This window comes from Streptococcus sp. A25, assembly GCF_043674095.1.
In the GTDB taxonomy this organism is placed as follows: Bacteria; Bacillota; Bacilli; order Lactobacillales; family Streptococcaceae; genus Streptococcus; species Streptococcus suis_V.
On the sequence record NZ_JBIMJO010000020.1, the window covers coordinates 23,265 to 37,623 of the forward strand.

General features: G+C 47.0%; 18 protein-coding genes and 1 pseudogene. All 19 read right to left on the minus strand.

Translation table 11 applies throughout. The features are described 5' to 3' along the window. Positions 1-17 precede the first annotated feature (17 nt). Complete coding sequence (locus ACHBID_RS09145; protein WP_394732188.1) at positions 18-1,106, minus strand: nucleotidyltransferase; 1,089 nt, start codon at positions 1,104-1,106, stop codon at positions 18-20. Beyond that, positions 1,103-1,849, minus strand: coding sequence for a class I SAM-dependent methyltransferase (locus tag ACHBID_RS09150; RefSeq protein WP_105118575.1), 747 nt, complete (start codon positions 1,847-1,849; stop codon positions 1,103-1,105). Before ACHBID_RS09150 ends, ACHBID_RS09145 begins: the two co-directional genes overlap by 4 nt. Before the next feature lie 44 nt (positions 1,850-1,893). Beyond that, positions 1,894-2,583 (minus strand): hypothetical protein, encoded by a 690-nt coding sequence (locus tag ACHBID_RS09155; RefSeq protein WP_193437233.1) that lies wholly within the window; start codon positions 2,581-2,583, stop codon positions 1,894-1,896. Positions 2,584-2,593: 10 nt separating this feature from the next. Continuing rightward, positions 2,594-2,947 (minus strand): ribosome silencing factor, encoded by a 354-nt coding sequence (rsfS, locus tag ACHBID_RS09160; protein ID WP_394732189.1) that lies wholly within the window; start codon positions 2,945-2,947, stop codon positions 2,594-2,596. A gap of 1 nt (position 2,948) precedes the next feature. Beyond that, on the minus strand, positions 2,949-3,458 hold the full coding sequence (locus ACHBID_RS09165; protein ID WP_394732190.1) for a cysteine hydrolase family protein: 510 nt from the start codon (positions 3,456-3,458) through the stop codon (positions 2,949-2,951). Next, a pseudogene (locus ACHBID_RS09170) lies at positions 3,455-3,910 on the minus strand (GNAT family N-acetyltransferase). Before ACHBID_RS09170 ends, ACHBID_RS09165 begins: the two are co-directional and overlap by 4 nt. A gap of 2 nt (positions 3,911-3,912) precedes the next feature. Further along, positions 3,913-4,500: a bis(5'-nucleosyl)-tetraphosphatase (symmetrical) YqeK gene (gene yqeK, locus ACHBID_RS09175; RefSeq protein WP_394732191.1), complete on the minus strand. Its 588-nt coding sequence runs from the start codon at positions 4,498-4,500 to the stop codon at positions 3,913-3,915. Next, complete coding sequence (locus tag ACHBID_RS09180; protein ID WP_014637492.1) at positions 4,497-5,129, minus strand: nicotinate-nucleotide adenylyltransferase; 633 nt, start codon at positions 5,127-5,129, stop codon at positions 4,497-4,499. Before ACHBID_RS09180 ends, yqeK begins: the two co-directional genes overlap by 4 nt. A gap of 12 nt (positions 5,130-5,141) precedes the next feature. After that, positions 5,142-5,453 carry a ribosome assembly RNA-binding protein YhbY gene (gene yhbY / locus ACHBID_RS09185; RefSeq protein WP_004195298.1) on the minus strand — a complete coding sequence of 104 codons (312 nt, stop codon included), beginning with the start codon at positions 5,451-5,453 and terminating at the stop codon, positions 5,142-5,144. A 32-nt stretch (positions 5,454-5,485) separates the two neighbouring features. Beyond that, the gene (locus ACHBID_RS09190; protein WP_161948216.1) at positions 5,486-5,875 is read right to left on the minus strand and encodes a DUF5301 domain-containing protein; all 390 of its coding nucleotides are present in this window, start codon (positions 5,873-5,875) and stop codon (positions 5,486-5,488) included. Positions 5,876-5,897: 22 nt separating this feature from the next. Beyond that, on the minus strand, positions 5,898-7,004 hold the full coding sequence (gene yqeH / locus ACHBID_RS09195; protein ID WP_105160097.1) for a ribosome biogenesis GTPase YqeH: 1,107 nt from the start codon (positions 7,002-7,004) through the stop codon (positions 5,898-5,900). Beyond that, positions 7,005-7,532, minus strand: coding sequence for a YqeG family HAD IIIA-type phosphatase (locus tag ACHBID_RS09200; RefSeq protein WP_105160098.1), 528 nt, complete (start codon positions 7,530-7,532; stop codon positions 7,005-7,007). It abuts the gene before it with no gap. A gap of 173 nt (positions 7,533-7,705) precedes the next feature. Next, on the minus strand, positions 7,706-8,488 hold the full coding sequence (trpA, locus tag ACHBID_RS09205) for a tryptophan synthase subunit alpha (RefSeq protein WP_105160099.1): 783 nt from the start codon (positions 8,486-8,488) through the stop codon (positions 7,706-7,708). After that, positions 8,485-9,699, minus strand: coding sequence for a tryptophan synthase subunit beta (gene trpB, locus ACHBID_RS09210; protein WP_105160100.1), 1,215 nt, complete (start codon positions 9,697-9,699; stop codon positions 8,485-8,487). The genes trpA and trpB overlap by 4 nt, the downstream gene beginning before the upstream one ends. Continuing rightward, positions 9,696-10,277 (minus strand): phosphoribosylanthranilate isomerase, encoded by a 582-nt coding sequence (locus ACHBID_RS09215; RefSeq protein ID WP_105137294.1) that lies wholly within the window; start codon positions 10,275-10,277, stop codon positions 9,696-9,698. Before ACHBID_RS09215 ends, trpB begins: the two co-directional genes overlap by 4 nt. Then, positions 10,264-11,031, minus strand: coding sequence for an indole-3-glycerol phosphate synthase TrpC (gene trpC / locus ACHBID_RS09220; protein ID WP_105123394.1), 768 nt, complete (start codon positions 11,029-11,031; stop codon positions 10,264-10,266). The genes ACHBID_RS09215 and trpC overlap by 14 nt, the downstream gene beginning before the upstream one ends. Further along, complete coding sequence (trpD, locus tag ACHBID_RS09225; RefSeq protein WP_394732192.1) at positions 11,028-12,032, minus strand: anthranilate phosphoribosyltransferase; 1,005 nt, start codon at positions 12,030-12,032, stop codon at positions 11,028-11,030. The genes trpC and trpD overlap by 4 nt, the downstream gene beginning before the upstream one ends. Then, positions 12,029-12,595, minus strand: coding sequence for an aminodeoxychorismate/anthranilate synthase component II (locus ACHBID_RS09230; RefSeq protein ID WP_394732193.1), 567 nt, complete (start codon positions 12,593-12,595; stop codon positions 12,029-12,031). Before ACHBID_RS09230 ends, trpD begins: the two co-directional genes overlap by 4 nt. Continuing rightward, positions 12,592-13,950, minus strand: coding sequence for an anthranilate synthase component I (trpE, locus tag ACHBID_RS09235; RefSeq protein ID WP_394732194.1), 1,359 nt, complete (start codon positions 13,948-13,950; stop codon positions 12,592-12,594). Before trpE ends, ACHBID_RS09230 begins: the two co-directional genes overlap by 4 nt. Positions 13,951-14,359 lie beyond the last annotated feature (409 nt).

The following is a 14,359-nucleotide window of genomic DNA, read 5'->3' on the forward strand; positions in this document are numbered from 1 at the left end:
TAAAAAATTTTTTCTCATCACTCCACCTTCACCGGCACACGCCCATAGGTCTGCTCTGCGATTGCGTCAGCGCCAAGTTGATAGACCGCATCCGCCTGCTGGGTCAGACTGTCCCAGGGCTCTTTGCCGATCCGCGTCATCAGGTCCACCCGCTCCTTGACAATCTTTAGATAGGCCTGGCCTCGAGTTGAAAAGCCCAATACATGAACTGCTTCTGGCAAGGGACTTTCCACCGCATTAACCAAGATGTAGGTCAGCACCCGCCGCACCCGCGCCTTGGTGTAGCGCTTGGTCGCAACTGCATCCACTAACTCCTCCACGGTCGCTACGCTCCCAATGGCAGAGCGGATACGACTGGCTAGTTCTTCGTTGACCTGAAAGACCTGACTGAGATCTGGGTGGGTCGCAATCTGGTAGCGGAGCAGAGGAAAATAGTTTCTCCAGCTTACCTTGGTCGCCTCTTCAAAGAGACTGGCAGACGGTAAAAAGTCACGCACCAAGTCCAGCTGGTCAGCACTCTTGCGGATAGCTGTCGCCGAGGCGTAGGACGTTTCCACCTCTTCCGAATGAAAACCAGCCCCCTGCCGTTGAACAGGGCTGAGCTGAATGCCAGTTCCAGCCACCGCCTTAGCATAAGCCAGAGCCAGAATATGATTTGGCGTGTCACCTGTGAAGGTTAGACCCGCAAACTCCTGCCACATAGCCTGGGTCTTCTGTGGATAAGAGAGATGGTCAGGCAAGTTTTTCACAAAATTTTCCATCTCTTCCGACTTATCCACATAGATGTCCGCAATTTTCTGGTAATCCAGCATTTCTTCCGTACCGAAAACCAGTTTTTCCACACCTAGCCTGTGTAAAATGCTGATTGCTCCCTTGGCGAAATGGTCAGCCGACTGGACAGACACCAAAAAGGGCATCTCGACAACAAGATCTGCCCCGTGTTCCAAAGCCATCTGAGCCCGTGTCCACTTATCCACAATGGCTGGCTCACCCCGTTGCATGAAATTACCAGACATGACCACGATTTTCAACCCCTCAACCTGCTCCAGCAGGTATTTATGACCTGTATGGAAGGGATTGTATTCTGCTACGATGCCTGAAATCATGCCTTGACCGCCTTGAAAAACCACCGCTGGCTGGTTTCTGTCGGAGCTTGATTTTCAAAGTCCGCAAAGACTTCCACAGATACAAAACCAGCTTCTTTCAAACATTCCACATAGGTTTCAATCGGATAGGTCCGCTCTTCATGAACTTCATCCCGACGGATAAACCGCTCCTCTTGACTGTCCTCATCTTTGACAAAGAAGGTCAATTCGTGAACGATAGAATGCTCATGCTCCCCCTCGTAAGTATCCCAGACAAAGGCAAAATCCTCGTAGTTTTCATGGTAGCTATAGCCTGCAAATACTTCCTCCATTTGATAAATGGAGTGGACGTCAAAAAGGAAAGTACCACCTTGATTGAGAACAGAGTGAACTCCTTCAAAGACCCGCAAAACAGCTTCTTGGTCCGACATATAGCACAGACTATCCGAGTAACAGGTCACCGCATCGAACTCTCCAACACCTTCCAGAGCCATCATATCTGCTTGGGCCAACTCCATCATGACACCCGCAGCTTCTGCTTTTTTCTGGGCCAATTCCAACATTTCATAGGACAGGTCAAGCCCTGTCACCTCATAACCCTTTTGAGCAAACCGTACAGCCTGAATCCCTGTCCCACAGGCCAATTCTAAAATCGTCTTGGTGTCTTGTGGCAAGTTCCGCAAGCTAAAATCTGTCCATTTATCATACAAGCTGTCATCCATGATTTCATCATAGACCGCCGCAAAGGTTTCATAAGTTGCCATATATCCTTCCTTCTTTTCGATGAAAAAACAGTCTTACGACTGTCTTAGGCCAGAAGCCAACTCCCTGCTAAGAGGTAAAGAGCTAAATCCAAGGTAAAGACACCAGCTAAGATATAAATAAGCCCCGTCAGTCCCCTATTTAGTATTGGACGATACTTGTCCATGAAAGCATTGAATTCTAGAACAAATTTCTCATGCTGGTTGAAAATCACAGCAATAGTGAGGAGAAAGAGTGGAGCTTGACTCAGCAAGACCCAGATTGTACTGTAAAGCAAGGACAAGAGAAAATGATTGCGATGTCCAGATATGGCTAAGACTGCGAGAAAACTAGGGTCAGTCGGAGCAGTAAAAACCATAAAGACTACGCCAGCCCAGATACCTGTTATCTTCTTTTCGCTTTGATTCTCTTTGATTTCTTTTTGATTGTCACGGCGAATGCCCCAATAAATCAAGAGAGCGATGAGGGCGACATCAATCCAAACCCAACTGGCATCAGGCAGTTGATTGATAGCTGTGCCGACTTCCCCAATAAAGTCGCTCAGTTTATTGAGACTAGATCCTAAAAGTGTCGATAAGGCCACACCTAGCAGGGTTGTACCAAAGAGAACAAGCCCTGCAAAAAGAACTGCTTGACGCTTGCTTCCACCAGTAGCAAGCTGTGCCATAAGCATCAACATACCAACAGGGTCTATGCCCGCTAACCCCAACCCTAAAACGGTTACTAAATTTGCCATAAAGCTCTCCCTATCCTAGGTACTCCGATACTTCCAAGAAACTGCCTTCATGCCATAATTTTTCGAGGTTGTAGAGGTCACGCATTTCTTCTGAGAAGATATGAACGACAACACCTCCAAGGTCCAAAAGGACCCAGCCACCGTTACTATCGCCTTCTACACGGCTACCCTTGATTCCAACTTCCACTACCTTTTCACGGATGTTTTCCGCAATAGCCTCCAACTGGCGACTGTTCATGGAGCTGGCAATCACAAAGTAGTCTGTCAGGCTGGTCACACCCTGAACATCAATTACAACAAGGTCCTCAGCTCGCTTGTCATCAGCAGCCTGGACCACAACTTTTACTAAATCTAGTTCTTTCATCTTATCCTCTAATTATATTTTCTAATGTATCCACCTGGGCAAAATTCCATGACCAGATGTTTTGGTAGTGGTCAATCAAGTCTTTGGCATCCAATTTGCCTGAATAACCTGTCGTCGTTCCGTCCTGAATCACAGTTACCTTGTAGCCTAGTTCAAAGGCTACTTTAATCGTCGTATCAATACAAAAATTGGTCGCCATACCCATGATTATGAGCTGCTCAATTCCCTTTTCCTGCAAATAAGCATGAAGCCCCGTTTCCTTGAAGGCACTGTTAAAGGTCTTATCGAAAATCTTCTCACTAGCTAAGGGTGCAACAATTGAGTGAATCTCCCAGTCAGCAGTCCCCTTGACCAATTCCTGATCATGATGGCGGACATGGATGACTTCTACCCCCGCTTGACGGGCTTGTGCAAGGCTATCTTGCCAGAGGGCTAATCGCTCTTCAATAGCATAAGGTTTTTCCTCCACTAGAAGGTTCTGAATGTCAATGACTAACAATGCAGATTTCATAGCTTAACACCAGGCGTTTCCAAACGGAAGACCAATTCCCTTTCTTCTTCAACATCTAAGACAAAATCATTTTTCTCCAAGAGATGAACCATCTTCTGATTGCCCTTAACATAAGCTGCAATCAAATGGTCGCAGACAGGGTGTGACTGAGCCATTGCTATTACGACCTCCAAAGCAGCCTGACCATAACCCCTTCCTTGAAACTCTTGTCCAATCATAAACCGCTAGAGCATATACTGCTGGATGTCTTCATCAATGTCAATCAAGGCAAAACCGACCACCTGTTCATCTGCCCAGATGGCATAGGGGAAGACATCGCCGTTTTCTCTGTAAAGCCAAGCGTCAGCGAGTGAACGCACATTGGGAGCCACGAAGACCTTATCTGCCTCGGCTACTGTCAAGTCCAAGACTGCTTGATAGGAGCTTTCATCCACAGGTTTTAATGTAATCATCCCTACTCCTTCAAATAAGAAACATAGCCATTATGGGTTTCCAAGGTTTGTGGATAAATGGGAATTCCCTTCTTGGCTAAGTAAGAAATGGTTTGGGCAGTTTCATAGGCTACTGCCTTGTCCAAGGACTCTCTTGCGATACGACGCGCCTCGTCCACCCCAGGAAAATCCCGATTGGGTTCGATGTAGTCCGCCACATAGAGAACCTTGTCCAGCAAGGTCATCTGCCCAGCACCAATGGTGTGTCGTTGAATGGCTTGGAAAATTTCCTCATTTTCCAAACCAAAATCTTCTGCGATTTTATAGGCGCCAACCACACCGTGCCAGATGTTATTATCCCAGTTGAGCAGGTCCTTGTCCAAATCATACTTGGCAATCAAGTCCAAAAAAACTTGGTCTTCCACTTCCTTAGCATAGTCATGCAAGAGTGCTGCCAGACTGGCTTTTTTCGGATCACAGCCGTATTGGTCTGCCAAGGCAAGCGCCGCCTGCTCCACACCCAAGACATGTTGGAAGCGCGCTGGCTTCATGGCTACACGGATTTTTTCCAAAAGAGCCTGACGGTCAAATGTCAAATCTGCTGCAATCATTGGTAAAGTCCCTTTTCTTCGATATAGTCCAGAACTTCATGAGGCACCATAAAATTCGGCACCCGTCCTTGCTTGATAAAACTACGCACCATGCTGGAGGAAATGTCCATCAAGGGAACATCTACCCAGATAACCGGATAGGACGTCCCTGCCTTGTAACGAGGGCGCTGGACACCAACAAACTGCACCAACTGTACCAATTCATCAATCCTATGCCATTTTGGCAGGTAGTCTACCATATCTGCACCGATGATGAAATAATAATCCGTATCAGGATTTTTCTCCTTCAGCAATTTCATGGTGTCGTAGGTATAGCTGACACCACGGCGTTCCAGTTCAATGGTTTCAATCCCCAAGCCCTCAATACCTGCAATAGCCATCTTGAGCATGGAATAGCGATGGTATTCGTCAATGGTTTCTTTTTTATCCACATGAGGCGGAATGAATTCTGGCATGAGCAAGACTTCATCCAGCTTCAACTGTTGACGGACCTGGTCTGCCACAATCAAATGAGCATTGTGGACAGGGTTGAAATTCCCTCCCAGAATCCCCACTTGTTTGCGATTGGTTTCTTTCTTTTCAACCTCTAATTCAACCTTGGTAAAGGGTGTTAAGAGTTCAATAGCCATAGGCTCTCCTTCTTAGATTTCTTTGACCTGTTTGGAAATTTTACGGTTCTCTTTCTTGCTAGATTGTTTGAATAAAATCAAGATGCGACCGATTTTTTGAACCGTGTCCACACCGATTTCTTCTTCCAAGATTTCTGCTACTTCGTGAATGTTTTCATCCGTATTTTGTAGCAAGGTCACCTTGATCAATTCACGCGCATCTAGCGCCTGACGAACACTGGTTTTAATCTGGTCATTTAGACCATTTTTCCCAATCTGAATGATGGGTTTAAGACTGTGTGCCTGACTGTTTAAAAAGGCACGCTGTTTTGAAGTTAATGACATAATTTCTCTTTTCTTTACTAAACTAAGCAGACCTAGTCTGCTAGCATTTTCTGAATCACTTGAGGAGACTCTTTCAGCTTGTAGATACCAGTGTAGGGAAACTCCAGATAGCTGTTAAGTATTCCCTCATAAGCAAATGCTGTGGTTTCACCTTCTGCCATGACAAAAGCAATCCGCACATGGGGTGAAACCAACGGTGCATCGTGAACACTAGCTTGATGGGTCTTTTTTGCATTTCCTAGTTCTGCCAAAAAGACCGCTATCTCTTCTGACTGGTCGATTTGGACTACTTCTTGACCTTGGACCAAACGAATTTCCCGGACCTCACTGGGTTTGGGAAGATTTGGTTCTTCCCCTGGCCAAAACCAATAGGCCAGAACACACAAACCAACAATGGCCAGCATACCAACTACTTTTTTCATAAGTGACCCCATTTAGACTTCATTAAATAATAGCCTTGCGAATCACCACATCAACACCCTTTGGAGCCCAGGCAGCAATCTTGGCCTTTTCATTGACACGAATCCAACCAAGTCCTGAGAAGACCACATCCGTCTTCTCGTTGATGGTAAATTCATGGCGGACCAATTCAGGAAATTCTTTCAATTCCTTGCTGGTTGGCGGCACTAAAAGTGAGCCCGCATGTTTCTGGTAAAAATTACTAGCACCTTGTAACTTGGTCCGATGGAGTTGAAGTTCATTGTCAAAAAACGCTGTGAAACCTTGGCGTTCACCAGCCACAAAGTCAAATCGTCCCAGACCAGCCAAGAACAAGGTTTGTTCTGGATTGAGCTGGTAGGTCTTTGGCTTGATTTCCTTGCGAGGGCTGATGTACTTGAGGTTTTTAGCCGTCAAGTAATGAGCCATCTGGTGACGATGGATAATCCCAGGCGTATCATAAATGAAAGAACCATCATCCAGAGGAATCTCAATCTTATCTAAAGTTGTCCCTGGAAAACGTGAGGTGGTAATGACATCCTTGTCCCCTGTGATTTCTTGGATAATGGCATTGATGAGCGTTGACTTGCCGACGTTGGTCACGCCGACCACATAGACATCCCGACCCTTGCGGTGTTGTTCAATTTTTTCAATCAAGTCCTTGATAGCCTGCTTGTTTTGGGCCGAAGTCAAGACCACATCAACTGGTCGCATGCCGATTTCATGCGCCCGCTCGGTCAACCACTGAGTAACCTTACCTGGCTTGACTGACTTGGGTAAAATATCCTGCTTGTTGCCGACCAAAAGCACGTCATTTCCAGAAATAAAACGAGGCAAACCAGGAATGACTGACCCATTGAAATCAAAAATATCAATGACATTCACTACCAAGGCATCGCTTTCTCCTACACTATGGAGGAGTTTCAAGAAATCATCGTCTGAGATATTGACATCTGAAATCTCATTGTAATGGCGCAAACGGAAACACCGCTGGCAGTAGAGTTGCCCTGTTTCCAGACCTTTTTCGAGGGCAGATTGGGGAGTAAATCCGGCAATCTCTTTATCTGTCGTCTGAATTTGAGCACCACAACCGATACAAAATAATTCTTCCACTTACATCTCCCTCTTGTAGTCTATTGGTCCATACTTGGCAATGATTTTTTTCATAGTCCGTCGCTCACGCCAACGGTTAATCTGTGTGTTAATCGAATCTGTCTTAATCAGCGGTTTGACCAGTGCCGACTTGAGTCCTGCCCGCTTGGCCGCCCGAATATCTGTCATCAGCTGGTCACCAATCATAATGACCTCGCTAGGCTTGACATCAAAGCGTTTGAGAGCGCGGTTAATGCCGATAGTGAAGGGCTTGAGCGCATAAGATTCAAAGTCAATCTCGAATTTCTCGACCGCGCGCTTGACCCTCTCATATTTGTTATTGGACACGACGACAACTGGAATACCTGCGTCCCGCAAATCATGCAACCACTGGCGCATCTCAGGCGTTCCGTCAGGATTATTCCAAGCAATCAAGGTATTATCTAAATCGACAAACACCACCTTAATCCCATGCTTTTTCAAACTGTCCACCGTCACATCATAAGCCTTTTCCAAGGCAAAATCTGGCATGTAATTCTCTAAACTCACTAATTTCTCCAAAAAATATAATCAGATAATTATAGCATTTTTTCGCAAAAAAAGCGAATAACAAGGGGAACGATCATTTCCGCATCCCATCAAAAAAGGACCGACTAGGTCGCATCCTTTCTGAGCATTTTATTGGTCAACGGCATGAGTCCTTGATTCTTCCAGACTTCATTCTATTTCTCCACCCGACAGCCAAATACCACGAGTTGACGAATTTCTTCTATTTCGCCCTCATGCAGACCTTTGACGATTTTCGAGCCCATAATCACGCCGTCCGATACGCGGTTAAATCGGAGAATATCCTCTTGGCTGGAAACGCCAAATCCTGTTAATACTGGGATAGGAGACAAAGCCCTTAAGCGTTTCAGGTGACCATCCAAGTCCTCACGGTACTGGTTGCTCTTGCCGGTCACGCCATTGATGGCAACGGCGTAAACAAACCCTTCCGCATCCTGCACCAATTCTTGCTGCCGGTCAGTCCCTGTTGTCAAACTAACTAAGCGAATGAGGCAGAAATCACTCTTTTCCAGATAGGGACGCAGGATATCCTCATGTTCGTAAGGTAGGTCAGGAATAATCAAGCCTTTGACAGAAGTCGTCTCCAAATCGCGGAAAAACTGGTCCAAGCCATATTGAAAGACAGGATTAAAATAAGTCATCAAGATGAATGGCACCTGACTGGCTTGCCCTTGCAACTGCTTGATAATGTCCGACAGATGGACACCCTTGGCCAAACTGCGTTGCCCCGCCTCCTCAATCACTGGACCGTCCGCAACAGGGTCCGAGAAAGGAACACCGATTTCAATAGCTGAAACGCCTGCCTGCTCCAGAAAATCAATGGTTTCAAATAGTCCATCTAAACCCTTTTCATGGTCACCGGCCATGATGTAGGGAAGGAAAATGCCCTTGCCATTTTCCTTAATATTCCGCAAGTGTTTTTCTAGTATTTTTGTCATTGTTCTTGGTCCTTTCTATGGGCAGCTAAGCGTTCCTTGACTTGGGCAACGTCCTTGTCACCGCGACCTGATAGGCAGACGATGATGGATTTGTCTGGTCCCAATTCCTTTGCTAAGCGTGGCAGGTAGGCGATGGCATGGCTAGATTCCAAGGCTGGAATAATCCCTTCCAAGCGCGACAAGAGTTGGAATCCTTCCAAGGCCTCTTCATCAGTGACAGACACGTAGGTCGCCCGTTCGATAGCATTGAAATAGCTGTGCTCCGGCCCAATTCCCGGGTAATCCAAGCCGGCAGAAATGGAGAATGCCTCCATGATTTGCCCATTTTCATCCTGTAAGACGTCCATAAGCGCGCCGTGTAAAACTCCCGGTTTCCCTTTTGCAAAAGTCGCCGCATGATGCTCTGTGTCCAGACCCAGCCCAGCCGCCTCTACGCCATACATGGCAACGGACTCGTCATCGACAAAGGGGTAAAAGAGCCCCATGGCATTAGAGCCACCACCGATACAGGCCAAGAGGGCATCGGGCAATTGTCCACCAGAAAGATCTGAAAATTGCTGCTTGGCCTCGCGTCCAATCACGCTTTGGAAGTCCCGGACGATTTCTGGAAAGGGCGCTGGCCCCAACACGGAGCCCATGACATAATGGGTATCTTCAACTTGAGCCACCCAAGCGCGCAGAGCGGCATTGACCGCATCTTTTAGCACACGCGAGCCATCAGTCACCGCATGCACCTTAGCACCCAGCAACTCCATCCGAAAGACATTGAGCGCCTGACGTTTGACATCTTCCTCGCCCATGTAAATGGTACACTCCATATCAAAGAGGGCTGCTGCTGTCGCAGTTGCTACACCGTGCTGACCTGCACCCGTTTCAGCAATAATTTTCTTCTTGCCCATGCGTTTGGCCAAGAGTACCTGCCCCAAAGAATTGTTAATCTTGTGGGCACCCGTGTGGTTGAGATCTTCTCGTTTGAGGTAAATCTTGGCCCCACCACAATAATCAGTTAAACGTTTGGCGAAATAGAGGGGATTTTCTCTGCCCACATACTGGCGGAGCAAGTGGTCAAATTCCGCTTGAAAAGCAGGGTCCTCCTTGGCTGAACGGTAGGTTTCTTCTAGCTCCAAAACAGCTGTCATCAAGGTTTCCGGCACGAAACGGCCGCCATATTGGCCAAAAAAGCCATCTTTATTGGGTTGTTGATAGGTCATTTTTTCACTCTTTCTATAAATGCTTTAATTTTGACAGGGTCCTTGTGTCCATCCGTCTCTACTCCAGACGAAACGTCTACAGCATAGGGTGAAAACAAGTCTTGTGCCGTGGCAACATTGTCTACGGTCAAGCCACCTGCGATGAAAATCGGCTGTCTGAATTGCTTGCCGGTCAATAATTCCCAGTCAAATGTCTGCCCTGAGCCCGCTATAGGCGCATCGAAAAGCAGATAAGCCGCCTGTGTCTCACTGATATCGTCAGCCTTATCCAACTGAATGGCCCTAATAACAGGAACAGGGACTTGCTGAACATAGCTTTCATCCCAATCGCCGTGAATTTGCACAATATCCAAAGGCACTTGACCAATGGCCAACTGCAATTCTGTCGGGGTCGGACTGACAAAGACACCAACGATTTGCATCCTTTCCGGGATGAGCGTCGCCAATTGATGCGCTCTTTCTAGGCTGACCTGCCGCCTGCTGGGAGCAAAGACAAAGCCCAGATAATCCGCACCGCCCTCGACAGCCGCTCGCACAGCCTCTTCAGTGGATAAGCCACAGATTTTAACCTTTGTCAATGGCCAACTCCTTTACCTTCTGCTGAACATCCTCCGCCTGCATGAGGGCAGTCCCCACCAAAATGGCTTGAAAATGAGGTGCCAGTAAAGCCGCATCTGCCCCACTGAAAATAGCCGATTCAGATACATAGACGGCTTGGTCTTGAAAATGCTTGTTCAGGTCCAAACTGGTTTGTAAATCCGTTTCAAAAGTCGTCAAATTGCGGTTGTTCACCCCGATAATCTTGGCACCGATGCGATGAGCAATCTCTAATTCTACCAAGTTATGGATTTCCACCAAGACTTCCAAGCCCAGTTTGCTGGCAAAATCATAGAGTTCCTGCAAACGTTTTTCCGGTAAAGCCGCAACAATCAATAAAATCACCGTAGCCCCAGCATTTCGTGCACGAACAATCTGCTTTTCATCAATGATAAAATCCTTGGCCAAGGTTGGAATAGACACCGCCTCTGAAATCTGACGGAGATAGTCAATCTTGCCTTTGAAGAAAACCTCATCCGTCAAGACCGAAATCATGGCCGCACCCGCCTCTTGATAGGTCCGCGCCTGAGCTAGAATATCAACATCCAGATTAATGGCGCCCAAACTAGGGCTGGCTTTTTTGATCTCGGCAATAATCTGTAGGCACTCCGAATGCTCCTTGACATAGTCGTAGAAAGAATAGGTCTGGCGAAGCGGCTGAACTTCCTCCAAAACAAGTCTAGCCACTTCTTTTTCTTTCTGCTCTAAAATGGTTGGTAAAAATGCTTTTGTCATACCTGTACCTCTCTGAGTGCCTCTAATTTGGCAAGGGCTGAACCATCCGCCAGCAATTGACGGGCTAGGGTAATGCCATCCTTGATACTGTCTACCTTACCATTGGCAAAAAAGCCCAAACCAGCATTGAGCACCGTTGTTTCCAGATAGGGACTGGCTTGGTTGCGCAAGACGGAAACGAGAATGTTTGCATTCTCCTTGGCATCGCCCCCGCGAATATCAGCTGGCTCCACGCGTTGCATACCCAAATCCTTGTAGGAAAAACTGCCTTGGCTAATCTGCCCATCGGACAAGAGCGTGTAATGATTAGTGCCATACAAGGCCGCCTCGTCCATATTATCAGGACCAGTCACAATCACACCTCGACGCAGGCCCAGACTTTTCATGACCTGAGCCAATTCCAAGTGCAAATCGCCACGGAAAACGCCCATCAATTGGGTATCCAGAGATAACGGATTGGCCAACGGACCTACAATATTCATAATGGTCGGGATACCCAAAGCCTTACGAGCCGGACCGATATAGCGCATGGCTGGGTGCATGGATTGGGCAAAGACGAAGGCCAATCCGACTTCTGACAAGGCACGAGCCAAATTTTCTGGACTAGCTGCGATGTTGATGCCTAATTCTTCCAGAACGTCTGCCGAACCAGACTTGGAGGATACGGAACGGTTACCGCCCTTGGCCAGACGGACACCGCCCGCCGCTAGGATAAATCCTGCTGTTGTTGATACGTTAAAGCTATAAGATTGGTCCCCTCCTGTACCACAATTGCACATGGCATCGGTAACGGTCTCTGGCAGCTGAATGGCGTGGGCCTTGAGCGATTTGACCACACCTGTAATCTCCTCGACCGTTTCCCCCTTGGTCTTAAATCCCAGCAAGAGCGCTGCAATCTGACTTTCCGACAATTTCCCCTCTAGTATTTGAGCAAAGACCCCTTCCACTTCTGACTGCTGTAAATCCTGTCTGGCTGCTATTTTTTCGTAAATTGCTTTCATCTGATTACCTCTTTCACAAACGCTTCAATCATCTTGAGCCCATCTGGCGTACCGATACTTTCTGGATGATATTGCAGACCATAAATGGGTAAAGTCACATGCTGGATGGCCATAATTTCCCCATCGTCTAGCGTGCGCGCCGTTACCTGAAAATCCTTTGGCATCTCCGTCACGACAATGGAATGGTAGCGCATGATGGTCACTTCCTTTTCCAAACCTGCAAACAAGGGCGACAATACCTCCAAGTTCATCTGGCTCTGCTTGCCATGCATGACCTGTCGCGCCAGACCAAGCTGACCGCCAAAAACCTCTGCAATAGCCTGATGACCTAGACATATCCCCAAAATCGGTTTCTTCCCAGCAAAGGCTGCAATCATCTCTTCCATTTTACCCGCGTCTGCTGGCCAACCCGGTCCTGGAGAAAAGACCAGACCATCTGCCTTTTCGGCCTCTACAAAGAGTTGCTGGTCATCATTTCGCAAGACCTTAATCTCTGTAAAAGCTCCCACATATTGGGCCAAATTATAGGTAAAGGAATCGTAGTTATCAATAATGAGAATCATGGCAAATCTCCTATTCTAGTCATGGCCTTGGCCTTGTTGACCGTCTCTTGGTATTCATTTCCCGGAATGCTGTCGTAGACAATTCCTGCGCCCGCTTGAACATAGGCCATCTGATTTTTTATAATCATAGTCCGAATGGCAATGGCAAAATCCATATCACCAGAGGCAGATAGATAACCGATGGCACCTGCATAAACACCGCGCTTTTCCTTTTCCAGTTGGTAAATCCGTTGCATGGCACGAATTTTCGGTGCGCCCGATACCGTACCTGCTGGCAAGGTCGATTTGAGAGCGTCCAGTGGACTGAGTTCTGGTAATAGCTGCCCTTTGACAATACTGGTTAAGTGCATGACATAGCGAAAGAGCTCCACCTCCATGTACTTGGTCACTCGAACACTGCCGATTTGAGCAATCCGCCCCAAATCATTTCGCCCCAAATCAACCAACATCCGGTGCTCCGCCACCTCTTTCTGATCAGCTAACAAATCCGCCGCCAATGCCTTATCTGCCTCTTCATCCAGACCACGCGGACGTGTCCCCGCAATGGGATTGGTCGTCACCAGACCATCCTTGACAGAAACCAAACTTTCTGGGCTAGCTCCGATAATCTGATAGTCCCCAAAATCATAAAAGTAGAGGTAATTTGAAGGATTGGTCACCCGCAAATTCCGGTAATAATCCAGTGGCTTGCCAGAAATTGGTGCCGAGAACCGCTGACTAAGAACACATTGGAACATATCCCCCTGACGAATGAGCTCCTTGGCTTTTGTCACCATTCCCTCAAATTCTTCTTTTTCCAGGTGGTTGCGGAAAGACAAGGAATGAAGGTCATGCGGTGCAAATTCAGCCGGATGCGCCTGCTTGAGCGACTGCAAGACTTGCTCCAAAGCGCTAGCCATTTCCTGTTCATTTCGACCGCTGTAGATATTGTCCTCATGTATGGAAATGGTCTCTTTTTTATGGTCAAAGACCAAATAGGACTCATAGATGAAAAAGTGCATATCTGGCGTGCCAATCGGATCAACCGGAATATCGCCAATGTTTTCATAGAGGCTAATCATGTCATAACCAAGGAAACCAATGGCGCCACCGCTAAAGGGACCGGCATCCGCTACTGGATGTTTACCCGTCAATTCCTGTAGATAATCCAGTGGGTCGGCATCAATAACTTCGCCATTCCGCGTCAAGATGCCATTTTCAAATTTAATCTCATAAACCGGGTTATAAGCCACAATGGAAAAACGAGCATTTTCCTTGTCTCTGGGAATAGACTCCAAAATCATCTTGTGCTGCCCCTCTAGGCGCATATAGGCTAAAATCGGGGTTAAAATATCTGCCGATAAACTTGTTTTCATATAGAACTCCTCTCGCGAACACAAAAAACCTCGCACAGAAAAAATCTGTGCGAGGGCGTCTAATCATAGCTAGCGCGGTGCCACCTCCATTGACAAGAGTAGCCAAAAAGCCCTTGTCATCTCAAGCTCCTCCAACAAGGAGCCGCACGGTAAGGGGTACCAACCGGAAGGATATTGTTTACCTTCTCTTATTTTCCATCAGCCCATTTCAACTTCGTCTGCTACTGGCTCGCAACAACCGCCAGTTTTCTGGAAACAAACCTGAAGTCTACTTCTTCTGATTGCTTTTATTTTACACTATTATTTCTATATGTCAATCTTTTTTTCAGAATTTTTTTAAAATATTCGGATATTCATATTTTCAACTCTACACAAAAAAGGACTGGACAAGGTCCAATCCTGTGTGATG